Annotated in this window: 20 protein-coding genes; 6 read left to right on the forward strand and 14 right to left on the reverse strand. The window is 68.5% G+C overall.

Annotated features, from left to right (window positions below):
- Positions 1–42: 42 nt before the first annotated feature.
- From PO605_RS09310 to PO605_RS09340, 7 genes are all read right to left on the reverse strand, one after another.
- Positions 43–1,488: a malonyl-CoA decarboxylase gene (locus PO605_RS09310; protein ID WP_016445189.1), complete on the reverse strand. Its 1,446-nt coding sequence runs from the start codon at positions 1,486–1,488 to the stop codon at positions 43–45.
- Positions 1,489–1,697: 209 nt separating this feature from the next.
- Positions 1,698–2,543: a prolipoprotein diacylglyceryl transferase gene (gene lgt / locus PO605_RS09315; RefSeq protein WP_223275185.1), complete on the reverse strand. Its 846-nt coding sequence runs from the start codon at positions 2,541–2,543 to the stop codon at positions 1,698–1,700.
- Positions 2,544–2,604: 61 nt separating this feature from the next.
- Entirely contained in the window at positions 2,605–3,069 is a 465-nt protein-coding gene (locus PO605_RS09320; RefSeq protein ID WP_043789709.1) for a MarR family winged helix-turn-helix transcriptional regulator, read from the reverse strand.
- Between the two features lie 109 nt (positions 3,070–3,178).
- Positions 3,179–4,969, reverse strand: a complete 1,791-nt coding sequence (locus tag PO605_RS09325) for an acyl-CoA dehydrogenase (protein ID WP_272206342.1) — start codon at positions 4,967–4,969, stop codon at positions 3,179–3,181.
- Positions 4,966–6,336 carry an MFS transporter gene (locus PO605_RS09330; protein WP_272206343.1) on the reverse strand — a complete coding sequence of 457 codons (1,371 nt, stop codon included), beginning with the start codon at positions 6,334–6,336 and terminating at the stop codon, positions 4,966–4,968. The genes PO605_RS09325 and PO605_RS09330 overlap by 4 nt, the downstream gene beginning before the upstream one ends.
- A 106-nt stretch (positions 6,337–6,442) precedes the next feature.
- Positions 6,443–8,614, reverse strand: a complete 2,172-nt coding sequence (locus tag PO605_RS09335) for an acetate--CoA ligase family protein (protein ID WP_272206344.1) — start codon at positions 8,612–8,614, stop codon at positions 6,443–6,445.
- Positions 8,615–8,778: 164 nt separating this feature from the next.
- A complete protein-coding gene (locus tag PO605_RS09340; RefSeq protein WP_016445183.1) occupies positions 8,779–9,621 on the reverse strand; it encodes a p-hydroxycinnamoyl CoA hydratase/lyase in 843 nt (280 codons plus the stop codon).
- Positions 9,622–9,885: 264 nt separating this feature from the next.
- Between PO605_RS09340 and bfr the strand changes: the two genes are divergently transcribed.
- Complete coding sequence (gene bfr / locus PO605_RS09345; protein WP_016445182.1) at positions 9,886–10,362, forward strand: bacterioferritin; 477 nt, start codon at positions 9,886–9,888, stop codon at positions 10,360–10,362.
- Positions 10,363–10,690: 328 nt separating this feature from the next.
- Here bfr and ilvD read toward each other — a convergent pair whose 3' ends face one another.
- Together ilvD and PO605_RS09355 are read right to left on the reverse strand one after the other, a co-directional pair.
- On the reverse strand, positions 10,691–12,550 hold the full coding sequence (gene ilvD, locus PO605_RS09350) for a dihydroxy-acid dehydratase (protein WP_016445181.1): 1,860 nt from the start codon (positions 12,548–12,550) through the stop codon (positions 10,691–10,693).
- Between the two features lie 189 nt (positions 12,551–12,739).
- Positions 12,740–12,982: a TIGR04438 family Trp-rich protein gene (locus PO605_RS09355; RefSeq protein ID WP_016445180.1), complete on the reverse strand. Its 243-nt coding sequence runs from the start codon at positions 12,980–12,982 to the stop codon at positions 12,740–12,742.
- Positions 12,983–13,089: 107 nt separating this feature from the next.
- On the opposite strand from PO605_RS09355, the gene PO605_RS09360 reads away from it, so the two are divergent.
- Positions 13,090–13,395, forward strand: a complete 306-nt coding sequence (locus tag PO605_RS09360) for a c-type cytochrome (protein ID WP_016445179.1) — start codon at positions 13,090–13,092, stop codon at positions 13,393–13,395.
- A 107-nt stretch (positions 13,396–13,502) separates the two neighbouring features.
- On the opposite strand, the gene PO605_RS09365 is transcribed toward PO605_RS09360, so the two are convergent.
- Both PO605_RS09365 and acs read right to left on the reverse strand, forming a co-directional pair.
- Positions 13,503–13,985 (reverse strand): hypothetical protein, encoded by a 483-nt coding sequence (locus tag PO605_RS09365; protein WP_016445178.1) that lies wholly within the window; start codon positions 13,983–13,985, stop codon positions 13,503–13,505.
- Between the two features lie 175 nt (positions 13,986–14,160).
- Positions 14,161–16,161, reverse strand: a complete 2,001-nt coding sequence (gene acs / locus PO605_RS09370) for an acetate--CoA ligase (protein ID WP_016445177.1) — start codon at positions 16,159–16,161, stop codon at positions 14,161–14,163.
- 231 nt (positions 16,162–16,392) lie between these two features.
- Here acs and PO605_RS09375 point away from each other — a divergent pair, with 231 nt between their 5' ends.
- From PO605_RS09375 to proX, 4 genes are all read left to right on the forward strand, one after another.
- The gene (locus tag PO605_RS09375) at positions 16,393–17,001 is read left to right on the forward strand and encodes a TIGR00645 family protein (protein WP_012204594.1); all 609 of its coding nucleotides are present in this window, start codon (positions 16,393–16,395) and stop codon (positions 16,999–17,001) included.
- 743 nt (positions 17,002–17,744) lie between these two features.
- The gene (proV, locus tag PO605_RS09380; RefSeq protein ID WP_016453088.1) at positions 17,745–19,079 is read left to right on the forward strand and encodes a glycine betaine/L-proline ABC transporter ATP-binding protein ProV; all 1,335 of its coding nucleotides are present in this window, start codon (positions 17,745–17,747) and stop codon (positions 19,077–19,079) included.
- Positions 19,076–20,275, forward strand: a complete 1,200-nt coding sequence (gene proW / locus PO605_RS09385; RefSeq protein WP_047475144.1) for a glycine betaine/L-proline ABC transporter permease ProW — start codon at positions 19,076–19,078, stop codon at positions 20,273–20,275. The genes proV and proW overlap by 4 nt, the downstream gene beginning before the upstream one ends.
- A gap of 110 nt (positions 20,276–20,385) precedes the next feature.
- Positions 20,386–21,432 (forward strand): glycine betaine/L-proline ABC transporter substrate-binding protein ProX, encoded by a 1,047-nt coding sequence (proX, locus tag PO605_RS09390; protein ID WP_046985394.1) that lies wholly within the window; start codon positions 20,386–20,388, stop codon positions 21,430–21,432.
- 44 nt (positions 21,433–21,476) lie between these two features.
- Here the strand turns inward: proX and PO605_RS09395 are convergent, their stop codons facing one another.
- The 3 genes from PO605_RS09395 to ptsP are packed head-to-tail and all read right to left on the reverse strand — an operon-like array spanning position 21,477 to position 26,757.
- The gene (locus tag PO605_RS09395; protein ID WP_047475143.1) at positions 21,477–23,231 is read right to left on the reverse strand and encodes a PTS fructose transporter subunit IIC; all 1,755 of its coding nucleotides are present in this window, start codon (positions 23,229–23,231) and stop codon (positions 21,477–21,479) included.
- Between the two features lie 23 nt (positions 23,232–23,254).
- Positions 23,255–24,217 (reverse strand): 1-phosphofructokinase family hexose kinase, encoded by a 963-nt coding sequence (locus PO605_RS09400; protein ID WP_272206348.1) that lies wholly within the window; start codon positions 24,215–24,217, stop codon positions 23,255–23,257.
- Complete coding sequence (ptsP, locus tag PO605_RS09405; protein WP_272206349.1) at positions 24,214–26,757, reverse strand: phosphoenolpyruvate--protein phosphotransferase; 2,544 nt, start codon at positions 26,755–26,757, stop codon at positions 24,214–24,216. The genes PO605_RS09400 and ptsP overlap by 4 nt, the downstream gene beginning before the upstream one ends.
- Positions 26,758–26,791 lie beyond the last annotated feature (34 nt).

Below are 26,791 nucleotides of genomic sequence, written 5' to 3' on the forward strand. Positions count from 1 at the left end.
CCATGTGCAAGAAAAGGGGCACGGCCTGCGCCGCGCCCCTTTTCATTTGCACAGGGCTTCGATGTCCGAGGACACCGGTATGCGGCCCTGCGCCAGCAGGCCGCGATGCTTGTCCAGGCGCTTGAGGTCGTAGAGATAGTTGACCATCAGGCCCAGCGACTGCTTGAGTCCCTTGGCCGACAGGTCGGCCGCCCAGTTGAGCCGCTCCACGCGCGCGCCGTTGCCCAGGTGAAAGCGCGCCACCGGGTCCAGCGGCCGGCCCTTGGCCGTCTCGCGCCCCAGATAGTGGGCAGCGCAGAACAGCAGGGCGCGGCGCACGGGCGCGTCGGGCTTGAGATCCTGCGGCGCATCCAGCGCCGCCAGCAGGTGCTCGGCGCCCATGCCGCCCGCCTTGAGCTCGAAGGCCTTGCGCTGGCGCTCGTCCATCTTCTCCAGGATGGCGTCGCCGTGCTTGGCGATCCAGGCGCGCAGGCCCGGAATGGGCGACAGCGTGGCGAAATGGCGCAGCCGGGGGAATTCGCCCGTCAGCGTCTCCACCACATGCTTGATCAGCGAGTCGCCGAAGCTCACGCCGCGCAGGCCGGTCTGGGTGTTGCTGATGGAGTAGAAGATGGCCGTGGTGGCGCGGCCCAGGTCGGAGGCTGCGGCGGTCTCGTCCAGCAGTGGGGCAATGCTGTCGGACATCTTGTCCACCAGCGCCACCTCCACGAAGATCAGCGGCACGGTGGGCATGCGGGGGTGAAAGAAGCCGTAGCAGCGGCGGTCGCTGTCCAGGCGGTTCTTGAGATCGGCCCAGCTGCGGATGTCGTGCACGGCCTCGTACTGGATGAGCTTTTCGATCAGCGAGGCCGGCGAGTCCCAGCTCAGGCGGCGCAGCTCCAGCAGGGCCACGTCGAACCAGGTGGAAAACAGATGCTCCAGCTCGGCATCCAGCGCGGAAAAGCGCTGCTGCTCCGCCTTGGGCAGGGCCAGCAGTTCGGCACGCAGGTCCACCAGAAAGCCCATGCCGCCCTGGGGCTGGGCAAACCGCTGCAGCAGCCGCGTGCGCGGCGACATCAGCGCGCGGCGCAGATCCATTTCGGCATGGCCGCGCTCGGCGTCGCTGGTGGCCGTGTCATAGCGCTTGCGTGCGGTCATCAAGGCGTCGGTGTCGGGACCGAACTGCTCGACGATCAGCGCCCAGAAATCCTGGCGCGCCGGCAGCTCGGCCTGGGCATACCAGTCCATCAGCTGCTGCGCGTGGCGGCCACCCTCAACATCGCTGAGCGCTGCGTCGGCGGCAGCCTGCAGGTCTTCCATGAGCTTGCGCAACTCGCGCGGGGACAGCACTTCCTGGCCTCGGCGCAGGGTGGCCTGCAGGCGCTGGGCCGTGCCGCGCGGCGCGGGAGCCTTGGCTGCATCGCCTTCGGCCTTTTTTGCAGGCGCAGCGGCCTCGGTGCTGCGAAAGCGGGACACATTGCGGGCAATCCAGTCGGTAGCCAGACCCATTCAGACACTCCTCCATATCAAGCGGTCACGGGACTGTCATGCCGCCAACGGGCCAATGACAATCCCTTGCTGCTCACATTATGGGAGTCTGTACGCCAGCGCGTGTACGCCGATGTCGCGTTCTTGTCTTCGGGCAATCCCCAGCACGCGCGCGCCACGCCAAAAAGAAAGCGGGCCCAGGGCCCGCTTCGCATTGTGTCCAGCCAGATTCAGGCCGGCTTGCCCGCATGGGCCGGATAGGCCGGACGCCCCGCCGCCCAGAGCCACATGGCAATGCCGCCGATCACCATGGGCACGCACAGCCACTGGCCCATGCTCATCCCCAGCGACAGCAGGCCCAGGAAGTCGTCAGGCTCGCGGAAGTACTCGGCAATGAAGCGGAAGGCACCATAGCCGGTCAGGAAGACCGCCGCCACCTGGCCCGGCTTGTGCTCCTTGCGTGCATACAGCCACAGCAGCACGAACAGCAGCAGGCCTTCGAGCAGGAACTGGTAGACCTGCGAAGGATGGCGCGGCAGCATGGAGCCGCTTTGCGGGAAGACCATGGCCCAGGGCAGCTCGGGGCTGGCAAAGCGGCCCCACAGTTCGCCATTGATGAAGTTGCCGACACGGCCCGCCGCCAGGCCCGTGGGCACGCAGGGCGCGACGAAGTCGGCCACCTCCAGCCACGAGCGTGCGCGCGAGCGCGCGAACCAGACCATGGAGCCGATGACGCCGATCAGCCCGCCATGAAAGCTCATGCCGCCCTGCCAGACGTAGAAGATTTCCAGCGGATGGCTGAGGTAGTAGCCGGGCTTGTAGAACAGGCAATAGCCGAGCCGCCCGCCGACGACCACGCCGAGCACGCCCAGGAAAAGAATGTCTTCCACGTCCTTGCGCGTCCAGGCGCGGTCGCCCTGCATGCGCACGAAGGGCGGGTGGCGCAGCCTGCGCGTGCCCAGCCAGAGGAAGAGGCCGAAGGCGGCCAGATAGGTCAGGCCGTACCAGTGCACGGCGAGGGGCCCGATCTGCAGGGCCACGGGATCGATCTGCGGGTACATCAGCATGGTCGGCATTGTGCCGCAGCGCCGCATGGCCGGCGCCGGCCAGGGGTTGGAAAGATGGCGTCCCGCCCGCTCAGCCTTGCGGGCCTTCCTGGATGGCCGTGAGCTTGTCCAGGGCAGACAGCAGATGGCGCTGCTCGGTGGCGGTGAGCAATTGCTCCAGTTCGTCTTCCAGCTGCACCACCACGCCTTCGGCCCGCGCCTGCAGTGCGCTGCCGTCGTCCGTCAGGTGCAGCTGCTGCAGCCGGCGGTCGCGCGGATCGGGCTGGCGCCCGATGAGGCCGCGCTGCACCAGGCGCTCGACCACGGGCACCAGGTTGGAGGGCGAGATGTCCAGCGCCTCGCCCAGCTGGCGCAGGTAGATGCCGGGATTGGAGTGGATCAGCACCAGGATGGAGAACTCGCTGGGCTTGAGGTCCAGTTCGGCCACGCGCCGCGCAAACAGCTTGTGGATGTGGATTTCCGCGCGCGTGAGGCGGTAGCCCAGAAAGCGCTGCAGGCGCGACTGGTCGACGGCGGGTTCGAAGGAGCTGTCCATGGACACGGATCCGGAAGAGGAAGAAGGCGCAACGAGGCAAGGCCGCACCGGCGCCTGCGGTTCTGCAGGGCCGGTGCGGCGTTCCATCATAAAAGCCCCGGCAGCCCGCTCAAGCCACGGCGGCTGGCAGCGGCGTACGGGCAGCGGCCTCGGTACGGCGCAGCCAGTGCTCCGCATCCAGCAGGCCATGCGCAAGGAACCAGGCCGCGCTGTCCGCCTTGGAGCGGCGCAGCGCCGGATCGGCCAGCGGCAGGCTGACGCGCGCCGCGCGTGCCCAGGCAAAGGCCATGCACAGCGTGCCGACCAGTCGCAAGTAGTCCTCGGCACAACGCGCCAGCAATTGCCTGTCGCCGGCAGCGCCGGTACACAGCTCGCCCGTCAGCGCTTGCATGCGCTCGGCCCAGCTGCGCAGCGCGCCTGCAAAGCCGGTCTCCATGCCCGCGGCGTCGCAGGCATCGGCCTCTTCACGCAGCACCTTCAGCAGCGGCGCCAGCGCGGCACCGCCGCTGGAGACCACCTTGCGCTGCAGCAGGTCCAGCGCCTGGATCTGGTTCGTGCCTTCGTAGATCATGGCGATGCGGGCATCGCGCAGCGTCTGCTCGATACGGTACTCGTGCACATAGCCGTAGCCGCCGAAGACCTGCAGCGCCTCGCTGGCCAGCGCAAAGCCCCGCTCGGTGAAAAAGGACTTGACCACGGGCGTGAGCAGCGAGGCCAGCGCATGGGCCTGGGCGCGCTCCTCGGCATCCGGCGCCTGTTCGGCCAGGTCCAGCTGGTGCGCCACCCAGCCTGCAATGGCGCGCATGCCTTCGGTCCAGACGCGCAGGTCGGCCAGCATGCGCTGCACGGCCGGCTGCAGGGCGATGGGGTCGGCGGGGCCCTGCGCATCGGCAGGCCGGGGCTGGGCGCGCATCTGGCGGCGCTCGGCCGCATAGGCGCGCGCCAGCTGCCAGGCCATCTCGGCATGGCCCAGGCCCTGCAGGCCCACGTGCAGGCGGGCCGAGTTCATCATCACGAACATGGCAGCCAGGCCCTGGTGAGGCTGGCCCACCAGCCAGGCCTGCGCGCCCTCGAAGCGCATGGCGCAGGTGGCGCTGCCCTTGATGCCCATCTTCTTTTCGATGCCATCGCAGTGGATGGCGTTGGGCAGAAAGCTGCCGTCGTCCCGGGGAATGCCGCGCGGCGCCAGGAACAGCGACAGGCCGCGCGTTCCCTCAGGCGCATCGGGCAGGCGCGCCAGCACCAGGTGGACGATGTTCTCGCTCATGTCCTGGTCGCCGCCCGAGATGAAGATCTTGCTGCCGTCCAGGCTATAGCTGCCATCGCCGCGGGGCCGGGCCTGGCTGCGCAGCAGGCCCAGGTCGGAGCCGGCCTGGGGCTCGGTCAGGCACATGGTGGCCAGCCAGCGGCCGCTGACGATGTGCGGCAGGTAGGTGGCGCGCAGGTGCGCGTCGCCATGCGCGTGCAGGCAGGCATAGGCGCCGTGCAGGATGCCCGGATACATGGTCCAGCCATGGTTGGCCGAGGCCAGCATTTCGTGCAGCGCGGCGTCCAGCAGCTGGGGCAGGCCCTGGCCGCCAGCGTCGGGGGCGCAGGCCAGTGCGGGCCAGCCTGCCTCCACGAAGGCTGCATAGGCGGCGGGAAAGCCGTCGGGCGTGCGCACCCTGCCCTCTTGCAGGCGGCAGCCCTGCAGGTCGGCCGGGCCGTTGAGCGGGGCCAGCACGTCGGCGCAAAAGCGCCCGGCCGCCTCGACCACCATGTCGGCCGTCTCCTGGTCCAGGGCTTCATGGGCCGGCATGCGGCGCCAGTCGCCCTCGGCGCCCAGCCAGTGCTGCTGGACGAAGCGGATGTCCTGCAGCGGCGGCTGGTAGTGCGAGCAATGTGATGCCTGCGCGCTCATGCCCGGCCCTCCGTGGCCGCGACCAGGCGGCGGTAGGGACCGATGGCGCTGGCCAGGCACAGCACGGACAGCAGCGCGGCCAGTGCGGACACCAGGCCCAGCGACAGGCCCACGAGCCTTTCGTCATGGAAGACGAAGTCCGTGAAAAAGGCCACGAGGAAGGGACCGAGGCCCAGCCCGATCAGGTTGATCAGCAGCAGGTAGATGGAAGTCACCTGGCCGCGCAGCTGGTTGGGCGTGACCGCCTGCAGGATCGGCGGCGCCAGCGCCACCGGCATGCCCAGGAAGAAGGTGGTGGCCGCCACGGCCACCAAGGCCACCGTGGGCGTGGGCGCAAAGGCCAGCACCAGGCCGGTGATGACGAGCACGCCGGTGGCCACCAGCGAGATGACGATCGACCCCACCTGCTTGCCGCGCGCCGTGAGGTAGTCGGCCAGGAAGCCGCTGAGCAGCATGCCGCCAATGCCGAAGGTCAGGATGATGACGCCGTAGGCCGGGCCGATCTCGCCGGGCGTCCAGCCCCACTGGCGGATGAAGGTGGCCGGCAGCCAGGCCGTGACGCCGAAGGTGATCATGGCCGTGATGCCCGGCGCCAGCAGCAGCGGCAGGAAGGCGCGCTTGTTGCGCAACACATGGGACAGGTCGGGCGCCGGTCCCGCGGGCGCGGCCACTTTGGCGGACGCGGCCCGGGCCTGCAGGCCCCGGCGCAGCGGCTCGCGCACGGTGTACATCAGCGCCACCAGCGGAATGCCGGGCAGGGCCACGAAGATGAAGGCCGCCTGCCAGGGCTTGAAGCTGCCCAGCAGCGGGAACACCACCTCGCCGGCCTGGCTGGTGGCCTGGATGACCAGGCCTCCCACGATGAAGGCCGTGGCCGAGCCGATGTACACGCCCGAGGTGTAGATGCTCATGGCGCGTGCGCGGCGCTCGGGCGGGAAATAGTCGGCCAGCATGGAATAGGCCGCCGGCGACAGCGCCGCCTCGCCCACGCCCACGAACATGCGCGCCACGAACAGCGAGACGAAGCCCGTGACATAGCCGCCCGCCGCCGTGGCCACCACCCAGATCGCCATGCCGATGACGATGAGGTTGCGGCGGTTCCAGCGGTCGGCCAGGCGCCCCAGGAAGATGCCGACGAAGGTGTAGAAGATGGCGAAGGCAAAGCCGTGGACGATGCTGAAGACCCAGTCCGACAGCTGCAGATCCTTCTTGATGGGCTGCACCAGCAGGCCCAGGATCTGCCGGTCCACGAAGGACAGGGTGTAGGCCAGCAGCAGGATGATGGTGACGTAGTAGGCATAGCCGAGTCCGTTCGACTCGGCCGGCGCGGGCGTGGACACGCGGCCCGGCGGGTAAGGCAGGCTCATGGAGACCTCCTGTGGAGGAAGGGAAAGCGGAAAAAAGAAAGCGGGAAAGCGAGACAGGGCTGCGCATGAAAAGGGCCGGCGCACCGCGCCAGCCCTTGCGCGGGCATCAGCCCGCGCTGTGCTCGACCAGCATCAGCGCATCGAGCGCGACCACGCCCTGCCCTTCGGGCAGCACGATGACCGGGTTGAGGTCGATCTCGCGGATGGCCGGCGTGCCGCGCAGCACCTGGCCCAGGCGCACGATGAGTTCGGCCAGCGCCTGGCGGTCCAGCGCCGGGGCGCCACGGTAGCCGTGCAGCAGCGGCGCGCCCTGCAGGCGGTCCAGCTCGCGCAGCACCTCGCTGGTGGACAGGTCGGCGTCCAGCAGGCGCGCGTCGCGCATGATCTCGGCCGTCACGCCGCCCAGGCCCGCCAGGATCACGGGACCCCACTGCGGATCGTTGCGCGCGCCGATGATCATCTCCAGGCCATGCCGGCCCATGGCCTCGATCAGCACGCCGTCCAGCGCAATGGCGCTGTCATAGGCGGCCACATTCGCATGCAGCCGGCTCCAGGCATCGCCCATGGCCTGCGCATCGGCAATGTTCAGGATCACGCCGCCTGCATCGCTCTTGTGGCTGAGGTCGGCCGACTGCGCCTTGAGCGCCACGGGCCAGCCGATCTCCGCCGCAATCGCCACGGCCTGCTCGGCCGAGGTGGCCAGGCGGCCCTTCGCAAACGGCACGCCGGCCTGGGCCAGCACGGCCTTGGATTCGTACTCGGGCACCACCGTGCGGCCTGCGGGCAGGGCCAGCGCGACGGGCTGGGCATCGGTGCGCTCGAAACTGCGCTGGCTGAAGGCGGTCAGGCGCTGCACGGCGCGCAGGGCACGCTCGGTGCTGGGGAAATACGGCACGCCCAGCGCACGCATCTCGGCGATGAACTCGGCAGGCACGGCCGCGCCCTCGTCCAGGCCCGCCACGATGACGGGCTTGGCCGGCCGCAGCTCGCGCACGGCGCGCAGCACGGGCGGCATCTTGATGCCGCAGGTCACCGGGTCGCCCTGGATCAGGCCGACGATGATGGTGGAAAAGCGCGCATCGCCAAACAGCGCATCCAGCGTGCGGAAATACAGGTCCGGCTCGACCAGGCCCTGGGCCGTGAGGTCCAGCGGGTTGCTCACGCCCACGAACTCGGGCAGCGCAGCCCGCAGCGCGGGCGAGTCGTCGTCGCCGATGGCGGGCAGCGCCAGGCCCAGCTCCTCGGCCCAGTCCAGCGTCAACGCCTTGAAGGCACCGGACTCGCCCAGCACGGCAACTCCAGCTGCAGCTGCTGCACCGGCTGCACCAGCCGATGGCAGCACCGGGCAGCGGATGGCGATCTCGGCGATGTCGCCCAGCTCCTCCAGCGTCTCGGCAAACACGGCGCCTGCGCGTTCCAGCTTGGTGCGCATCAGCGCATAGTCGCCGGCCATGGCGCCGGTGTGCGTGGCGGCCGAGGCGCGCGCCGCGCTGCTCTTGCCCGGATGCAGCAGCACCACCGACTTGCCCAGGCTGCGCGCACGGGCCACGGTGGCCAGAATGCGCCCGGGCTGGCGGAACTGCTCGACGATCATGGCGACCACGCGCGTGGAAGGCTGCTCCAGCAGGAAGTCCACATAGTCCTCGGCATGGCTGGCGGCCTCGTTGCCCGTGGAGATGGCGTGCGACAGCGGCAGCGCGCGGCTGGCCAGCGTGGTGCACAGCACGGTCATCATGGCGCCGCTTTGCGAGACCACGCCAATGGCGGGCCGCGCGGCATCGACCTGCTGCGCGTCGATATTCACTTCGACAAAGGTCAGCGGCACGCGCTGCAGGTAGTTGATGCAGCCCAGGCAGTTGGGGCCCTCCACCACCATGCCGGCCTCGGCGGCGATGCGTGCGATCTCGCGCTGCTCGGCCATGCCGCGCTCGCCTGCCTCGGCAAAGCCGGCCGAGAAAATCACCACCGCGCCCACGCGGCGCGCCGCCAGTGCGCGCACCGTGTCCAGCACAAAGGGCTGGGGGATGGCCAGCACGGCCACATCCACGCCTTCGGGCAGCTGATCGACCGAGGCCAGGCAGGCCCGCCCGGCGATCTCGCTGCGCTTGGGATTGATCAGGTGGATGTCGCCAGCGAAGCCGTTGCGCTCCAGATTGCCCAGCACCGATGCGCCCAGCGCACCCGGCGTGGCCGAGGCGCCGACGATGGCGATGGAACGCGGCCTCAGCAGCCTGCCGATGTCGGGCCGCACGGCGGCCGCCATCTCTGTCGTTGTCATTCTTGTCTCCAATGATTAAAGCTGGGAGGCCTACCGCGCGTGGTGGACGCTGCCCAAGCGAGGGACACCGAGGAAGGGCCTAAGCCGGCCGCGCCGCCCCGCACTGAGGGTGTCGTCCCCCTCCCTCGCGAAGCGAGTTAGAGAGGGGGAAGGCGCGAAGCGCCTCAGGGGGTGACTTGCTTGCTCAAGTCGTAGGTTCCGAGACCTGGCTTGTAGGTCTTGTCGTCCAGGAACTGGCGCATGCCTTCTTTGCGGCCTTCGTTGTCGAAGCTGTTGGCGGCTTCCTGGGCACGCACCAGATAGTCCTCGGCGTTGTCGTAGCTCATGTCGCGCACGCGGCGGATGGCGTCCTTGGTGGCCTTCAGGGCGATGGGGTTCTTCTGCAGCAGGGCCTCGGCCACTTCGGTGACGCGGGCCTGCAGGCGGTCGGCCGGCAGGGATTCGTTGACCAGGCCCCACTCGGCCGCCGTGCGGCCGTCGATGTTCTCGCCGAGCATGGCGTGGTACATGGCGCGGCGAAAGGACAGCAGCTCCACCGCCACCTTGGAGGCGCCGCCGCCGGGCAGGATGCCCCAGTTGATTTCGGACAGGCCGAACTTGGCGTCATCCGAGGCAAAGGCCAGGTCGCAGGCGAACAGCGGGCCGTAGCCGCCGCCGAAGCACCAGCCGTTGACCATGGCGATGGTCGGCTTCTGGAACCAGCGCAGGCGGCGCCACCAGCCATAGCTCTCGCGCTGGGCCTTGCGGGTGCCGGCCAGGCCCGTGGCCTCGGTCTCGCGGAAGTATTCCTTCAGGTCCATGCCGGCAGTCCAGGCCGTGCCCTCACCGGCCAGAACGACCACGCCCACGTCGTCACGAAACTCCAGGTCGTCGAGCACGCGCATCATCTGGCGGTTGAGCTGGGGGCTCATGGCGTTGCGCTTTTCGGGGCGGTTGAATTTCACCCAGGCCACGCGGCCTTCGACGGTGCAGGACACGGTCTGTTCTTCGGTACGTTCGGTGCTCATTGCGCTTCCTTGTGCAAAAGGGAAATGGGAGGTTGGACACCGATGCTTCGGATCCATAATCGTTATGATAAATAACTATTATTCGACATAGCAATACAGCGTTTACCCTAGGCCGGTCACCACCCAGACCGGTGGCGATGCGAATGCTTCTGCGTCGCGCATGCATGCAATGCGCGGCACGCGGGGAATTGCGGCAGGTGTTTTGGCCGATCCGGGGGTTCACGCGATACTTGCGGTGTTCAACACAGTCAGGAGAAGAAGAACATGCAAGGCCAGCCAGAAGTCATCGAATGCCTCATAGAGCTGCTGCGCGGCGAACTTTCCGCACGCGACCAGTACTTCATCCACTCGCGCCAGTACGAGGACCAGGGCCTGCTGCGCCTGTTCGAGCGCATCGGCCATGAGATGGAAGAGGAAACCCAGCACGCCGACGCCATCCTGCGCCGCATCCTGTTCCTGGGCGGCCGCCCCGACATGCGCCCGCACGAGTTCACGCCCGGCGAGACCGTCGAAGAGATGCTGCGCAAGGACCTGGCCACCGAATACCGCGTGCGCGACAGCCTGCGCTCGGCCATGGCCCTGTGCGAGCGCCACGGCGACTACAACAGCCGCGACCTGCTGCTGGCCCAGCTGCGCGACACCGAGGAAGACCACGCCTACTGGCTGGAGAAGCAACTGGGCCTGATCGAGAAGATCGGCCTGCCCAACTACCTGCAAAGCAAGATGGGCGAACCGGCCTGAATGAAGCTCCCCCTGAGGCGCTTCGCGCCTTCCCCCGTGTGCACGGCGCCCTCTCTCGCTTCGCGGGAGGGGGACGACAGCCTCGCGGCGGGGCGGCCCTTGCTCGCTGTCCCTTGTTTTGGCCGCGCCAGTTTTTCAGGCACTTCCCATAAATGAGAGTGGGCTGTTTGCTCCACGATGAAACGGCAAGCCGGTCGCCCCACGATGAAACAAGAGCCCTCGAGGGCCTGAGAGAAGAGAAAAGAAAAAGGGATGGAAAGCCGCAAGGCCTTCCATCCCTTTTCATTTCCATCGGGTGCGCACCGCCGGGCGGCGGTGCAGCCCGGTGTCAGTCGTCCAGCAGCGACAGGTCGCGCACGGCGCCCTTGTCGGCCGACATCACCAGCTTGGCATAGGCCTTGAGCGCGGCCGAGACCTTGCGCGGGCGCGGCTGGGCGGGCTTCCAGCCCTTGGCATCCTGCTCGGCGCGGCGGCGGGCCAGTTCCTCGTCGGAGACCAGCACGTTGATGCTGCGGTTGGGAATGTCGATGCGGATGCGGTCGCCGTTCTTCACCAGACCGATGGCGCCGCCAGCGGCAGCTTCAGGAGAGCAGTGGCCGATGGACAGGCCCGAGGTGCCGCCCGAGAAGCGCCCGTCCGTCAGCAGCGCGCAGGCCTTGCCCAGGCCCTTGGACTTGATGTAGCTGGTCGGGTACAGCATTTCCTGCATGCCGGGGCCGCCCTTGGGGCCTTCGTAGCGCACGATGACGATGTCACCGGCCTTGACCTTGTCGTCCAGGATGTTCTGCACGGCCTCGTCCTGCGACTCGGTCACGTGGGCCGTGCCCTCGAACACATGGATGCTTTCGTCCACGCCGGCCGACTTGACCACGCAGCCGTCCAGGGCGATGTTGCCCGTCAGCACGGCCAGGCCGCCCTCCTTGGAGAAGGCGTGCTCGTAGGAGCGGATGCAGCCTTCTGCACGGTCCAGGTCCAGGCTGGGCCAGCGCGTGTTCTGGCTGAAGGCCACCTGGGTGGGGATGCCGGCCGGTCCTGCCAGGTAGAAGTGCCGCACGGCTTCGTCCTGGGTGGTGGTGATGTCCCACTGCGCCAGGCCTTCGCCCAGGGTCTTGGCGTGCACGGTGGGCACGTCGGTGTGCAGCTTTCCGGCGCGAGCCAGCTCGCCCAGGATGGCGAAGATGCCGCCGGCGCGGTGCACATCCTCGATGTGGTACTTCTGCGTGTTGGGCGCGACCTTGCACAGCTGGGGCACCTGGCGCGAGAGGCGGTCGATGTCGGCCATGGTGAAGTCGATCTCGGCTTCACGGGCAATGGCCAGCAGGTGCAGGATGGTGTTGGTGGAGCCGCCCATGGCGATGTCCAGCGTCATCGCGTTCTCGAAGGCCTTGAAGCCCACCGAGCGCGGCAGCACGGATGCGTCTTCCTGCTCGTAGTACTCGCGGGCCAGCTCGACGATGCGGCGGCCGGCGCGCTTGAACAGTTCCTCGCGGTCGGCATGCGTGGCCAACACCGTGCCGTTGCCGGGCAGGGACAGGCCCAGGGCCTCGGTCAGGCAGTTCATGGAGTTGGCGGTGAACATGCCCGAGCACGAACCGCAGGTGGGGCAGGCCGAGCGCTCGACCTGGGCGACCTGCTCGTCGGTGTAGTTGGAGTCGGCCGCGATCACCATGGCATCGACCAGGTCCAGCTTCTTGAACTCCAGCGTGTGCGTGGTGGGATTGGCCAGCTTGGTCTTGCCCGCTTCCATGGGGCCGCCCGAGACGAAGATCACGGGAATGTTCAGCCGCATGGCAGCCATCAGCATGCCGGGGGTGATCTTGTCGCAGTTGGAGATGCACACCAGCGCGTCGGCACAGTGGGCGTTGACCATGTACTCCACCGAGTCCGCGATGATGTCGCGGCTGGGCAGCGAATACAGCATGCCGTCGTGGCCCATGGCGATGCCGTCGTCCACGGCGATGGTGTTGAATTCCTTGGCCACGCCGCCTGCGGCCTCGATCTCGCGCGCCACCAGCTGGCCCAGGTCCTTGAGGTGGACGTGGCCGGGCACGAACTGCGTGAAGGAATTGGCGATGGCGATGATGGGCTTGTCGAAGTCGCCATCCTTCATGCCGGTGGCACGCCACAGGGCGCGCGCACCAGCCATGTTGCGGCCGCCGGTGGAAGTCTTGGAACGGTATGCGGGCATGGGCAATCCAGTTGTCTGTCGTCTCGGTCCGTCCCTGGTCCTGTGGGGAAGGCCAGGGTCTGGGCGAAGATTATGGCGCAGCACCCGCCGCACTGCTGGGGCGCAGGAATGCCCCGGCCAGCGTGGACCGCCCCTTTGCAGACCCCAGGCATCGCCTGCGGCGAAGCCTGCTGCGCAATTCAGATCCGATCAGCGGCGCGAACGCGTGCCCGTGCCCATGGCTTCCTTGTTCTTTTCGATGCGCTTCAGGCGCCGCTGCTCGATCTTGTCGGCCGCGCGCCGCTTGGTGTAGCCCGACATGTCCGCCCAGGCCCACCAGGCCGCCGTCAAGCCATAGGCGCCCAGGATGACGTACCACGACCAGGTGGCGACAGGTTCGATATCGGCCAGCTTGAGCAGGGTGAGCAGGACCGCAATTCCCAACAGATACATCACTTCTCCTTCGCCACAAAGCGCTTCACACGAGGTAACGCATCACGCATGCGCGCCCACTACAATGGTTCGCATAATTATTCCCGACAACACCCCAGGAACTCATGATGAAGCAGACATTGATTGCATTTGCCCTGACCGTCGCCGCCGTGGCCCCCGCCATGGCCGACCAGGCACTTGCCACCTCCAAGAACTGCATGGCATGCCACGCAGTGGACAAGAAGCTGGTGGGCCCCTCCTACAAGGATGTGGCCGCCAAGTACGCCGGCCAGAAGGACGCTGTGGACAAGCTGGCAGGCAAGATCATGAAGGGCGGCAGCGGCGTCTGGGGCCCGGTTCCCATGCCCGCCAACCCCCAGGTCAACGAAGCCGATGCCAAGAAGCTGGCCGCCTGGGTGATGTCGCTGAAGTAGGCTCCGCCTTTCTTTCGGGGCCCCCGCCTCAGGGCCCGCAAAAAAACCGCGCTACGCAAGTCGCGCGGTTTTTTCATGGTCCGCCGGTGAATCCGGGCCCGGCCCCCTTACCTGTAGTCCGCAGCGCCCGTGCCGGGCTGCTGGTGCAGGCGTACCTGCTGCTCCAGCTGCCCCACATAGGCGGCCGTGCTGTTGTCCGACTCCTGGGCGCGCTGCACCAGATGGGCCTCCAGCGCATCCAGCCGCGCCATCAGCACCTCCTTGTCACGCGCATGCAGGTCTTCCAGCACGGTGCGCAGCTCGGTGAAGCGCGAGGCCTCGGCCTTGTCGGCCAGGTCGCGCTGGGCCTGCATTTCCTTGGCGTGTCGGCGCGCCTCCATCAGCACCGAGCCCTGCAGCCACAGCACATAGGCGACGAAGAACACGCCCAGCAGGCAGGTCAGCGCCAGCATCAGCACGCCCAGCGGCGCCTGGACATCGGTGACGCCCAGCGACACGACGGATGGTGCGGCCAGCGTGTTCCAGTTGAATGCCGCCAGCAGCGCAATCAGGGCCACGGTGATCAGCAGCGACAGGGTTCTCAGATTCATGGTGAAAGGCCTCCCTCGGCAGTGGTGAAAGCAACAGCTTCGGTTGTACCGCAACCATCATGCCTGAGCTGTCGGCCCACACAAAATAGGACTGCAAGACAGGGCGCCGCCCGCAGTCCGGCCAAGAAAAAACCGGAGCCAGGGCTCCGGTTCTTCATGGCGGTCGTGCCGGACCTCAGTTCGTCTCGGCCAGCTGGTCGAGGATGGCCGGGTTCTCCAGCGTGCTCGTGTCCTGGGTGATGGCCTCGCCCTTGGCAATCGAGCGCAGCAGGCGGCGCATGATCTTGCCGCTGCGCGTCTTGGGCAGGTTGTCGCCGAAGCGAATGTCCTTGGGCTTGGCGATGGGGCCGATTTCCTTGGCCACCCAGTCGCGCAGCTCCTTGGCGATCTGCTTGGCTTCCTCGCCCGTGGGGCGTGCCCGCTTCAGCACCACGAAGGCGCAGATGGCCTCGCCGGTCAGGTCGTCGGGGCGGCCCACGACGGCGGCCTCGGCCACCAGATCCGTCTTGGCGACCAGGGCCGATTCGATCTCCATCGTGCCCATGCGGTGGCCGGAGACATTGAGCACGTCGTCGATGCGGCCGGTGATGCGGAAGTAGCCCCGGTCCTCGCTGCGCACGGCGCCGTCGCCTGCCAGATAGGTCTGCCCGCCGAGTTCGGCCGGGAAATAGCTCTTCTTGAAGCGCTCGGGGTCGCCCCAGATGGTGCGGATCATGCTGGGCCAGGGCTTGGTGACCACCAGCAGGCCGCCTGCGCCGTTGGGCAGTTCGTGGCCGGTCTCGTCGACGATGGCGGCCATGATGCCCGGCAGCGGCAGCGTGCACGAACCCGGCACCAGCGGCGTGGCACCCGGCATGGGGGCGATCACGTGGCCGCCGTTCTCGGTCTGCCAGAAGGTGTCCACGATGGGGCAGCGCTCGCCGCCCACATGCTTGTGGTACCACATCCAGGCCTCGGGATTGATGGGCTCGCCCACGCTGCCCAGCAGGCGCAGGCTGGACAGGTTCCAGTTCTTCGGATGCACGGCGGCATCGCTGTCGGCGGCCTTGATCAGCGAGCGGATGGCCGTGGGCGCCGTGTAGAAGATGGTGCAGCCGTGGCGCTCGATCATCTGCCAGAAGCGGCCCGCATTGGGGAAGGTGGGCACGCCCTCGAACACGATCTGCGTGGCGCCAGCGGCCAGCGGGCCGTAGGCCACGTAGGTGTGGCCCGTGATCCAGCCGATGTCGGCCGTGCACCAGAACACGTCGCTGGGCTTGAGGTCGAAGGTCCACTCCATGGTCTGCTTGGCCCACAGCACATAGCCGCCCGTGCAGTGCTGCACGCCCTTGGGCTTGCCGGTGGAGCCGCTGGTGTAGAGGATGAACAGCGGGTGCTCGGAATCCACGGCCACGGGCGCGCACTCCGTGCTCTGGCCGGCCAGGATCTCGCCGAAGGTCTTGTCGCGGCCCGCCGTCATGGCACAGGCCGTGGCCGTGCGCTCGTAGACGAAGACATGGCGCACGGCCTCGCAGCCGCCCAGCGCCAGCGCGTCGTCCACGATGGCCTTGAGCGGCAGTTCCTTGCCGCCGCGCATCTGGTAGTTGGCGGTGATCACGGCCACGGCGCCCACGTCGACGATGCGTTCCTGCACCGCCTTGGCCGAGAAGCCGCCGAACACCACGCTGTGCGTGGCGCCGATGCGCGCGCAGGCCTGCATGGCCACCACGCCCTCGATGGTCATGGGCATGTAGATCAGGACACGGTCACCCTTTTGCACGCCCTGCGCCTTGAGCGCGTTGGCGAACTGCGAGACGCGCTCCAGCAGCTCGCGGTAGCTGACCTTGGTGACCTCGCCGCCATCGGCCTCGAAGATGATGGCCGTCTTGTGCTCGACGGCCGTGCCCATGTGCTTGTCCAGGCAATTGGCGCTGGCATTGAGTTCGCCATCGGCGAACCAGCGGAAGAAGGGGGGATTGCTGTCGTCCAGCACCTGGGTGAAGGGCTTGGACCAGACCACGTTCTCGCGCGCCAGGCGGGCCCAGAAGCCCTGGTAGTCGTTCTCTGCCTCGGCGCACAGCGCCTTGTACTGCTCCATGCCGGAGATGCGGGCCTTGGCGGCAAAGTCTGCCGGCGGCGGGAAGACCCGGTTCTCCACCAGTACCGATTCAATGGGGGATGCTGTTGCGGTGCTCATGCTTGCTTGTCTCCTGGGCTGGCCAAATAAAAATTGTGGTGTGACTGTCGGGGGCCGGTCTTACATGCCACTGACTGAAACACCCTTGGGCGCGTCTACCTGGGGATTCCCCGCAGTTCCTGGCTGTCACCGGCAATGGCCTGTTTCGCCGCTAAAATCGCGCGCCCGTTTTCCACGGCCATTGTCCCCTCCCATCCACGCCCCCACGCAAGACAAGCGCGACCGACCACCATGGCCCGCCAGCAAAACTCCAACCGAGCCCCCGGCTCCCCCCTGCGTCCCCTGCCCTCCCTGATCTTCGCCAGCCGCTGGCTGCAGCTGCCGCTGTACCTGGGCCTGATCGCCGCCCAGGGCGTCTACGTCTGGCACTTCCTGCTGGAGCTGTGGCACCTGATCGAGGCCGCCTTCGGCAACCAGGAAGCGCTGCAGGCGCTGATCACCAGCATCGGCTACAAGCACGATGCGCCCATTGGCGCGCTCAACGAAACCATCATCATGCTGGTGGTGCTGGCGCTGATCGACGTGGTGATGATCTCCAACCTGCTGATCATGGTCATCGTGGGCGGCTACGAAACCTTCGTCAGCCGCCTGGGCCTGGACAGCCACCCCGACCAGCCCGAGTGGCTGGGCCACGTGAACGCCTCCATCCTCAAGGTCAAGCTGGCCCTGTCCATCATCGGCATCAGCTCCATCCACCTGCTCAAGACCTTCATCAACGCGGGCAGCTACGACGTCAAGGTGCTGATGTGGCAGACCATCATCCACGTCACCTTCCTGGCCAGCGCCCTGGCCATCGCCTATACCGACAAGCTGATCAACAGCACGGCCAGCAACCACTGAGCCCGTCGGCATCCCGCACCGAAGCCCCGCAGCGCCAGCCGCTGCGGGGCTTTTTTCATGGGCGGGCGCAGGCAACGGGTCGGTCACCTGCCAGCGCCCGGCCGGCCAGCGCACCAGGCACGCTTTTTGCCGCAGATCGGGCCTGAAGCTTTCCTCAAGCTGACGCTTGACCGATTTTATTCATCGATGACAGCATATGCCTTGTGAATCATGGCCTCAACGCTCTCATTAAGAGAGCAAATAATGGCCGGATTGCATCCCCCAAGGGCTTGAAACAGCCCAAAACAGGCCTTCTTCGGCTCATGCGTTTTGACGCAGTAAAACCTGTTTTATATAATTTCGGCTTCTTTACAACCTGCCAAGCAGGTCATCGGCACCGTCTTCACGGCCTGCCGATCCCTCCGGCGGATCGTTGTGCTCCCGGCACAGCCCCGTCAACCGGGCCGAAACTCGGTCCTGATGTTGTGGGGCATCGCGCTGGCTGATCTTCAGCCACGATGCCCGCCTGAGACACCGCGCGCGCTTGCCGCCGGCTGCTCTCGACCTCTGGCTCTTGCGCACCGCTTCGCGTGCCATCCGAGCCGTCTCGGGTGCTTTCGCACCTGTTTGAATTCCAGCAACGGGGGACGGCCGTCCCCTGCAGCGAACGGCATCAGGGCTTCATTTTTGGCTTGCGCGCCAGCGTCTTCGCCCGTCGAGGACGCTGGACTGTGTTCCATCTCACCCAAAAGGAGAACGCCACAGTGGCCAAGCAGATCATCATCGATCATGTGTTCAAGGTTTTCGGGGACGACCCCAGGACCGCACTCGAGCTCGTCCAACAAGGCCTGAGCAAACAGGAGATCCTGGAGCGCACGGGCCAGTCCATCGGCGTGTTCGACGCCGACTTCACCATCGAGGCCGGCGAGATCTTCGTCGTCATGGGCCTGTCGGGCTCGGGCAAGTCCACCCTGGTGCGCATGCTCAACCGCCTGATCGAGCCCACGGCCGGGCGCATCGTGGTCGATGGCCAGGACATCAATGCCCTGAGCGAGCGCGATCTGCGCGCGCTGCGCCGCAAGGACATCTCCATGGTGTTCCAGTCCTTTGCGCTGATGCCGCACATGACGGTGCTGGACAACACGGCCTTCGGCCTGGAGCTGGCCGGCGCCGACAAGGCCGAGCGCCAGAAGCAGGCCCAGGCCGCGCTGGAGCAGGTGGGCCTGGGCGCCTGGGGCGCAAGCTATCCCGACGAGCTGTCGGGCGGCATGCAGCAGCGCGTGGGCCTGGCCCGGGCGCTGGCGTCCGATCCGTCCATCCTGCTGATGGACGAGGCCTTCTCGGCCCTGGACCCCATCATCCGCACCGAGATGCAGTCCGAGCTGCTGCGCCTGCAGCAGATCCAGCGCCGCACCATCGTCTTCATCTCGCATGACCTGGACGAGGCCATGCGCATCGGCGACCGCATCGCCATCATGAAGGACGGCCAGGTGATCCAGGTCGGCACGCCCGACGAGATCCTGCGCAGCCCCGCCGACGACTATGTGCGCAGCTTCGTGCGCGGCGTGGACGCGGCCTCGGTCTTCAAGGCCGGGGACATTGCGCGCCAGGCCCTGACCGTGGTGTCGGAGCACAGCGACCGCGGCTGCCGCGCAGCCCAGCGCCTGCTGGAAGACTCCGATCGCGACTACGCCTATGTGGTCAACGCGCGCCGCCGCTTCCTGGGCGTGGTGTCCTCGCAATCGCTGCGCGACGCACTGCATGGCCGCCCGGGCATGCTGGGCCTGAGCCACGCCTTCCTGCCCAACGTGGAGCCGCTGTCCGCAGGCACGCCCGTGGCCGAGCTGTTCGGCCCCGTGGCCGCTGCGCCCTGCGCGCTGCCGGTGACCAGCGACGACGGCCAGTTCATGGGCGTGGTCAGCCGCACCACCATGCTGCGCTTCCTGGACCGCGACACGCCGCCCGTGCCGCCGCCGCAGGAGATCGTGCCGCCGGTCACGCTCAACCCGCATTTCCCGGCCTCCAACGCTCCCACCGTTGCCCCCACCGTCGCGCCGACCGTGGAGCCGATCGAACAACGACAAGGAGATGCCGCATGAGCGATGCCAACAACAACCTGAACCCGAACACCGCCGCTGCCGCCACCGATCCCTGGTCCGAAGCAGGCGCCAATGCAAACGCAGCCCCTGCTGCCGCCGATGCCGCGGCCCCCGCAAGCGCCGATCCCTGGGCAGCCGCCTCCACGCAGGCGCCCGCCGATGCGTCGCCCGATCCCTGGGGCGCTGCCAGCAGCGGCGATGCACCGGGCGGCGACTGGCTGGGCGCGTCGGCCGGGGTTCCCGACGACGCACAGGCCAGCCTCTGGCACCAACTGACCACGGACGGCCTGCCCGTGCAGGGCTGGATCAACAGCGGCCTGGAATGGGTGGTCCACCATTTCCGCCCCTTCTTCCAGGCCGTGCGCACGCCCATCGACGGCACGCTGTCGGGCATCACCGATGCCATGCTGGCCCTGCCCTGGCCGCTGCTGATCCTGATCCTGACCCTGGTGGCCTGGCAGTTCGCGGGCCGCGCCATGGCCATTGGCGCCGCCGTTTCGCTGGTGGTCGTCGCCATGCTGGGCATCTGGCCCGAGGCCATGGTGACGCTGTCGCTGGTGCTGACCTCGCTGGTGTTCTGCATGGTCATCGGGCTGCCCGTGGGCATCCTGCTGGCCTCCAGCGACCGTGCCCAGCGCTGGACGCGGCCGCTGCTCGACGCCATGCAGACCACGCCGGCCTTCGTCTACCTGGTGCCCGTGGTGATGCTGTTCGGCATCGGCAACGTGCCCGGCGTGATCGTGACCATCATCTTCGCGCTGCCGCCGCTGATCCGCCTGACCAACCTGGGTATCCGCCAGGTGCGCCCCGACCTGATCGAGGCCAGCCGCGCGTACGGCGCCTCGCCCTGGCAGCTGCTGTGGAAGGTGCAGCTGCCGCTGGCCATGCCGTCCATCATGGCCGGCGTGAACCAGGCGCTGATGCTGTCGCTGTCGATGGTGGTGATCGCCTCCATGATCGCCGTGGGCGGCCTGGGCCAGATGGTGCTGCGCGGCATCGGCCGCCTGGACATGGGCCTGGCCACCGTGGGCGGCCTGGGCATCGTGCTGCTGGCCATCGTGCTGGACCGCATCACCCAGGCCATGGGACAGACCACACGTGGCGGTGCGCGCTGGTGGCACAGCGGCCCCGCCGGCTGCATTGCCCGCCTGCTGGGCGCCGGCAGCAAGCCGGTTCATCGCGGCAGCACCAGCTGAACGCCTTGCCTGCGGCGCGGACGGGCCTTCTGCCGCGCCGCCTTCCCGAAAAACGGCCAGCCCCGCTGGCCGCCCGCTCCCCTTTCATCACACAACGGAGGAACCCGAGGATGATCCAAGCCCTGAACCCCAACCGACTGCAGGCCAACGCACTGCGCCACTGGCTGCGCGCCGGCGCCATCGCCACAGGCATTGCGCTGGCCAGCGCCAGCGCATGGTCGGCCGACGAACAGCCCGGAAAGGGCGTGAAGGTGTTGCCACTGAAGAGCTCCATCGCCGAAGAGAGCTTCCAGACCCTCATCGTCATGAAGGCCCTGGAGAAGCTGGGCTATGACGTGCAGCCCTTCCAGGAGGTCGAGTACCCCACGGCCCACGTGGCGATTGCCAATGGCGATGCCACTTTCCTGGCCACGCACTGGAACCCGCTGCACGCCGACTACTACAAGAACGCGGGCGGCGACGCAAAGCTGTTCCGCAAGGGCGTGTACTCGGACAACGCCGCCCAGGGCTACCTGATGGACAAGAAGACGGCCGACGAATACAAGATCACCAACCTCGGCCAGCTCAAGGACCCCAAGATCGCCAAGCTGTTCGACTCGGACGGCGACGGCAAGGCCGACCTCACCGGCTGCACGCCGGGCTGGGGCTGCGAGGCCGTGATCGAGCACCACCTGACGGCCTACAAGCTGCGCGACACCGTGACCCACAAGCAGGGCACCTACTCGGCGCTGATCGCCGACACCATCTCGCGCTACAAGGCCGGCAAGCCCATCCTCTACTACACCTGGACGCCCTACTGGGTGAGCAACGTGCTCAAGCCCGGCAAGGACGTGGTGTGGCTGGAGGTGCCGTTCTCCTCGCTGCCCGGCGAGCAGGCCAAGCTGGACACCAAGCTGCCCAACGGCAAGAACTACGGCTTCGTGGTGAACAAGCAGCAGATCATCGCCAACAAGGCCTTCACCGACAAGCATCCCGATGCCGCCAAGTTGTTCGAGCTGATGCAGGTCCCCGTGGGTGACATCAGCGCACAGAACCACATGATGAGCCAGGGCCAGAGCAAGCCTTCGGACATCAACCGCCATGTGGACGGCTGGATCAAGGCCCACCAGAAGACCTTCGACGGCTGGCTGGAACAGGCCCGCGCCGCAGCCCGCTGAACGCTGCGGGGGAGCCGCGCCAGGCGCTCCCCCGGCTTCCTGCTTCAAAGGCCCGCTTCGGCGGGCCTTTTGAACATGCGCAGGGCGATGGCCGTGACCACCACGCCTGCCACCAGCGCCACCGCATACATGGCCACGTGGGTCACGGCATTGGGAATGGGCGCGACGAAGATGCCGCCATGCGGCACCTTCAGTTCCACCCCCGCCAGCATGGACACGGCGCCGGCCACAGCCGAGCCCAGCACCAGGGCCGGAATCGTGCGCAGCGGATCGCGCGCCGCGTAGGGAATGGCCCCCTCGGTGACAAAGGCCAGGCCCAGCACGCCGGCCGAGGCGGCGCTGCCGCGCTCCTCGCGCGTGAAGCGGTCGGCAAACAGGCGCGTGGCCAGGGCCAGCCCCAGCGGCGGCGTCATGCCGGCGATCATGGCTGCAGCCATGGGCGTGTAGACCTGGCTCGCGATCATTCCCGTGGAAAACGCATAGGCGGCCTTGTTCACCGGCCCGCCCATGTCAAAGGCCATCATCGCGCCCAGCAACAGGCCCAGCAGCAAGGCACTGGCACCCTGCATGCCGCGCAGCCAGGCGCTCAGCCACTGCAGCAGCTCGGCCACGGGCGCACCAACCAGATAGAACATCAGCAGCCCCGTGAACAGGCTGCCCAGCACAGGCAGGATCAGCATGGGCAGCAGGCCCTTGAGCGCCTGCGGCAGCCGGATGTGCGCCGCCATGAAGGCCACGCCGTAGCCTGCGATGAAGCCGGCCGCAATGCCGCCGATGAATCCCGCCCCCATGCTGGACGCGATCATCCCGCCGATCATGCCCGGCGCAATGCCGGGCCGGTCGGCAATGGAATAGGCGATATAGCCGGCCAGTGCCGGCACCATCAGCGCAAAGCCGCCCTTGGCGCCGATCTGGAACAGCGTCCATCCCAGCGTGCCCTGGTGGGCATCGTCATGGACATAGATGCCGCCCAGCGCAAAGGCCATGGCGATCAGAATGCCGCCCGCCGTGACGAAGGGCAGCATGAAGGACACGCCGGTCATCAGGTGGCGATAGGCACCACCCTGGGTCCGGGCCGGCGTGGGCGCGGCGCCGCCTGCCGCAGCAGCGCCCACGGCGACACCATGCACGGCGGCTTCGGCCAGCGCCCGGGTGATCAGGCCCGAGCCGTCGCGTATGGCCGGCTTGGTGCCGCTGCGCAGCAGCGGCTTGCCCGCGAAGCGCGAGAGATCCACCTCGCGGTCGGCGGCGATGATGACCAGGTCGGCCTCGGCAATCTCCTGCGGCGTCAGCGCATCGAGCGCGCCCACCGAGCCTTGTGTCTCCACGCGCATGGCGTGGCCCAGCGCAGCCGCGCCGCGCTGCAGCCCCTCGGCCGCCATGAAGGTATGGGCGATGCCCGTGGGGCAGGAGGTGACGGCCACGATCCGCTTGCCCGTGCGCTTGCCCATGTTCTCGCCCATGCGCTCGCCAGCGGGACTGGCGGCAGCGCAGCGTGCCAGCACGCCGGCCGGATCGTCGAGCGCCTCGCGCAGGCTGCAGCGCTCGACGGCGGCCTGCACGAAGCGGGAGGCATCGGCGTCGGTATCTGCATCGTCATCGGTGCCGGCATCCCCCACGATCAGCAATTGCCCGGCCTGCGCGGCGGCATCGGCTGCATGCAGCCCGATCACACCGCCGCTGGCGCGCACTTCCACGGCCAAGGGACGCTGTCCGGCCGCATGGCGCAGGGCTTCGGCGGCCAGCAGCGCTTCGGCGTCGTGCCCGGCGGCTGCGATCACCACAAAAAGAGGGTTCATGAGAGCTCCTGAAGAATGGGGGATCACGGCCACTGGCATGGCTCCAGCAGCACGCTGGCAGCCAGGGCCTGGACGCGGTTGGCATCGACTTCGCGCGCGGGCGCGGCCTGCAGCCAGGCCAGCGCGCTGGCCGTGGACAGGCGTGCGGTGTCCGCCAGATCCAGTCCGCGCAGTCGCGCGGCCACCATGCCCGCGACCATGGCATCGCCCGCGCCCACGGAGCTGCCGCGTGCCCGCTGCGGCGGCCGCGCGATCACCGCGCCTTGCGCGGTGGCGAACAGCGCGCCCTCCTCGCCCATGGACACGACGGCCAGCCCCAGCCCCCTGTCCAGCAGGCTGCGCGCGGCGGCCAGCAGCGCGTCGCGGCCGTCCAGGCGCAGGCCGGTGGCGGCCTGCAACTCCTCCCGGTTGGGCTTGATGGCCCAGGGCATGGCCGCATGGGGTGCCGCCAGGGCAGCAGCCAGGGGGCCCTCGCTGGTGTCCAGCAGCACGTCGGCACCGGCGGCCACGGCCTGGGCCTGGAGCCGGGCCCAGCTGTCCGCAGGCAGGCCGGCCGGCAGGCTGCCCGACAGCACGACGGCCAGGCCGGGCCGCAGATACCGGGCCAGCGTGGACATGACGGCGTCCAGATGCGCTTCGGCCAAGGCCAGGCCCGGCAGGTTGATGTCCGTGGTCTGGCGTCCGCCGTCGGCCACCAGCTTGATGTTGGTGCGCGTCTGGCCCGGCACGCGCAGGCAGGCGTCGGCAATGCCGCGCTGGGCGAACAAGGCCTCGAACATGCCGGCGTTGTCACTGCCCAGCACGCCCAGCGCGGCCGTGGAAATGCCCAGGCCCGCCAAGGCGGCGGCAACATTGATGCCCTTGCCGCCCGGCGCCTGCACGCTGCCCAGCGCGCGCTGCACCTGGCCGGGCAGCAGCGCGTCCAGGGTCACAAGCTGGTCTATGGCCGGGTTCAGGGTCACGGTAATGGCTTGCGGGGCGTTCATGCCGTCACCTCCTTGGCCAGTGCCCGCACCTGCGCGGCATCCTCGCAGCCGAGCGCCCTGTCTGCGAGCGCCTGCAGCTGCCGCAGGCTGGCCGCGCGCAGGCCGGCCTTGACACCGGCGATGTCGTTGGGCGTCATCGACAGCTCGCCCACCCCCAGCCCGGCCAGCAGCAGCGCACCGAACGGGTCGCCGGCCAGTCCGCCGCAGACGCCCACGGGGCGCGCGCAGGTGGCAGCGCCCTGCACGGTGGCACGCACCATCCGCAGCACGGCCGGATGCAGGCTGTCGGCCTCGGCCGCCAGTTGCGGGTTCTGGCGGTCCATGGCCAGCACGTACTGGGTCAGGTCGTTCGTGCCGATGGAGAAGAAATCGGCATGGCGGGCCAGTGCGTCGGCCTGCACGGCGGCGGCGGGCACCTCGATCATGATGCCCAGCGGCAGGACCGGGGCGTCCAGTTCGGCGCGCAGCCGTTCGCAGGCCGCGCGCAGCGCCAGCAGTTCCTGCACGCTGGTGACCATGGGAAACATCACGGACAGCCTTGCGCCATCGCGGGCCGCCCGGTACAGGGCGCGCATCTGGGGCTCCAGCAGGTCGGGGCGGCGCAGCAGCAGCCGCGCGCCGCGCACGCCCAGGAAGGGGTTGTCCTCGCGCGGCAGCTCCAGGTGGGCGACCTGCTTGTCGCCGCCGATGTCCAGCGCGCGAACGATCAGCGGCCGGCCCTCCAGCGCCTGCGCCATGGCGCGGTAGGTTTCGTACTGCTCGTCCTCGCCGGGCGTGCTGCCGCGCTCCAGGAACAGGAATTCCGTGCGCATCAGGCCCACGCCCTCGGCGCCCTGGGACAGGGCCAGCGGCACCTGCTCGGGCAGGTTGACGTTGGCGCAGACTTCGATGCGCACGCCATCGGTGGTGATGGCAGGCAGGCTGCGCTGCGCGGCCACGCGTTCCTGCAGTGCCTGCTGCTCGGCCATGTGGGCACGCGCCGAAGCCAGGTCCTGCTCCGAGGGATCAAGGTAGATGCGGCCGTTGGCGCCATCGACGATGGCCAGGGCCCCATCGGCCATGCCCAGCACGCCGCCGCCTGCCGCCACGGCGGCCGGCAGCCCCAGCGTGCGCGCGAGTATGGCCGTGTGCGAGGTGGGGCTGCCCTGCGCCGTGACCAGCGCGGCCACGCGCGCCGTGTCCAGCTGGGCGGTTTCCGAGGGAGAAAGATCGGCCGCGACCAGGATGCAGCCGCCTTCCGGCAGGCCCTCCGGCCCCGCCGCTGCCAGCGAGGGCTGCAGTTGCACGAGCACGCGCCGGCCCACGTCGCGCAGGTCGGCGGCACGCGCGGCCAGCGCGGGGTTGTCCAGCGCCTGGAGACGGGCAGCGCCCTCCTCCACGGCCTGGTCCCAGGCCCAGGCCACGCCGTGGCCCTGGACCATGAACTGGCAGGCGCGCGTGAGGAGACCGGTGTCGCCCAGCCACTCGGCCTGCGCGCTGAAGATGGCCGCATCGCCTGCGCCCAGGCGGCGGCGGGTGTCGTCATGCAGGGCGCGCAGCTGGCCCTGCGTCTCGGCCAGCGCCGCATGCAGCCGCGCACCGCCCACGCTGAGCGGCTCGGGCAGGTCGGGGATCTCGGCGGCCTCCACACGCCACTGGTGGATGCGGGCCACGGCCAGCCCCGGGCTGGCGCCCAGGCCCACAAAGGCAGGCCGCGCCAGCGGCGGCAGCCAGCCCGTGGCGGGCGATTCGGCCGCCTTGCGCGCAGCGGCGTCGGCATCGGCACGTTCCTGGGCCACCAGGGCCTGGGCCACGGCGCACAGGCGCTGGACCGCGGCCCTGGCGTCAGGGCCCTCTGCCGAGATGGTGACCTTGTCGCCTTCGCGCAGTCCCAACTGCAGCAGGCTGGCCATCTGCCGCGCATCGGCCACCTCGCCGCCATGGCGCACCTGCATGCGCGAGGCAAAGCCGCGCGCCGCCTCCGCCCAGCGCGTGGCAGGCCGCGCATGCAGGCCGTTGGGATAGGCAATGGTCCATTCGCACGCCTCGGCCAGGTCCACTGCCGCCGGGCGGGCGGCAGGCGGCGCCGGGTCCGCCTGCCCCTGGAGTGCATCGATGACCTGCTGCGCGTCGCCGGTGGTGAACAGCGCCTGCAGCCGGGGTGTCTGCAGCAGGCCGGCCAGGCGGCGCAGCAAGGTGATGTGGGCATCGGAGCGTGCCGCCACCGCCACGACCAGATGCACGTTCTGGCCGGCATTCCAATCCAGGCCCTCGCGCACCTGGAGCACGGCCACCGCGTCGCGCAGCACCAGGGCCCGGTCTTCGGCGCGGCCGTGGGGAATGGCCACGCCGTGGCCCAGAAAGGTTTCGGCCTGGGCCTCGCGCGCCTGCATGCCGGCGGCATAGCCAGGGGCCACGCTGCCGCTGTCCTGGAGCAGCCGGGCGGCCTGGTCAATGGCGTCGGCCTTGTCGCGCACCCTGGCGCCCAGGCGCACGGCGATCTGCAGGCCCGCAGGAGCGGTGGGTGCAACCGCCGGGAGGGATGAATGGGCATTGTTCATGGCGCGGATTGTGGGAACGTTCCCAACCATCGGT

Origin of the sequence: Delftia sp. DT-2, assembly GCF_028401915.1 — a bacterium.
Lineage (GTDB): Bacteria > Pseudomonadota > Gammaproteobacteria > Burkholderiales > Burkholderiaceae_C > Comamonas > Comamonas tsuruhatensis.

What these genes read in the sequence shown, in the direction of transcription:
- ptsP (WP_272206349.1), bottom strand. Translation starts at nt 26,757, where the DNA reads ATGAACAATGCCCATTCATCCCTCCCGGCGGTTGCACCCACCGCTCCT.
- PO605_RS09360 (WP_016445179.1), top strand. Translation starts at nt 13,090, where the DNA reads ATGAAGCAGACATTGATTGCATTTGCCCTGACCGTCGCCGCCGTGGCC.
- PO605_RS09330 (WP_272206343.1), bottom strand. Translation starts at nt 6,336, where the DNA reads ATGAGCCTGCCTTACCCGCCGGGCCGCGTGTCCACGCCCGCGCCGGCC.
- PO605_RS09375 (WP_012204594.1), top strand. Translation starts at nt 16,393, where the DNA reads ATGGCCCGCCAGCAAAACTCCAACCGAGCCCCCGGCTCCCCCCTGCGT.
- PO605_RS09335 (WP_272206344.1), bottom strand. Translation starts at nt 8,614, where the DNA reads ATGACAACGACAGAGATGGCGGCCGCCGTGCGGCCCGACATCGGCAGG.
- PO605_RS09325 (WP_272206342.1), bottom strand. Translation starts at nt 4,969, where the DNA reads ATGAGCGCGCAGGCATCACATTGCTCGCACTACCAGCCGCCGCTGCAG.
- PO605_RS09395 (WP_047475143.1), bottom strand. Translation starts at nt 23,231, where the DNA reads ATGAACCCTCTTTTTGTGGTGATCGCAGCCGCCGGGCACGACGCCGAA.
- PO605_RS09340 (WP_016445183.1), bottom strand. Translation starts at nt 9,621, where the DNA reads ATGAGCACCGAACGTACCGAAGAACAGACCGTGTCCTGCACCGTCGAA.
- bfr (WP_016445182.1), top strand. Translation starts at nt 9,886, where the DNA reads ATGCAAGGCCAGCCAGAAGTCATCGAATGCCTCATAGAGCTGCTGCGC.
- PO605_RS09310 (WP_016445189.1), bottom strand. Translation starts at nt 1,488, where the DNA reads ATGGGTCTGGCTACCGACTGGATTGCCCGCAATGTGTCCCGCTTTCGC.
- proX (WP_046985394.1), top strand. Translation starts at nt 20,386, where the DNA reads ATGATCCAAGCCCTGAACCCCAACCGACTGCAGGCCAACGCACTGCGC.
- PO605_RS09400 (WP_272206348.1), bottom strand. Translation starts at nt 24,217, where the DNA reads ATGAACGCCCCGCAAGCCATTACCGTGACCCTGAACCCGGCCATAGAC.
- ilvD (WP_016445181.1), bottom strand. Translation starts at nt 12,550, where the DNA reads ATGCCCGCATACCGTTCCAAGACTTCCACCGGCGGCCGCAACATGGCT.
- PO605_RS09355 (WP_016445180.1), bottom strand. Translation starts at nt 12,982, where the DNA reads ATGTATCTGTTGGGAATTGCGGTCCTGCTCACCCTGCTCAAGCTGGCC.
- acs (WP_016445177.1), bottom strand. Translation starts at nt 16,161, where the DNA reads ATGAGCACCGCAACAGCATCCCCCATTGAATCGGTACTGGTGGAGAAC.
- PO605_RS09365 (WP_016445178.1), bottom strand. Translation starts at nt 13,985, where the DNA reads ATGAATCTGAGAACCCTGTCGCTGCTGATCACCGTGGCCCTGATTGCG.
- lgt (WP_223275185.1), bottom strand. Translation starts at nt 2,543, where the DNA reads ATGCCGACCATGCTGATGTACCCGCAGATCGATCCCGTGGCCCTGCAG.
- proW (WP_047475144.1), top strand. Translation starts at nt 19,076, where the DNA reads ATGAGCGATGCCAACAACAACCTGAACCCGAACACCGCCGCTGCCGCC.
- PO605_RS09320 (WP_043789709.1), bottom strand. Translation starts at nt 3,069, where the DNA reads ATGGACAGCTCCTTCGAACCCGCCGTCGACCAGTCGCGCCTGCAGCGC.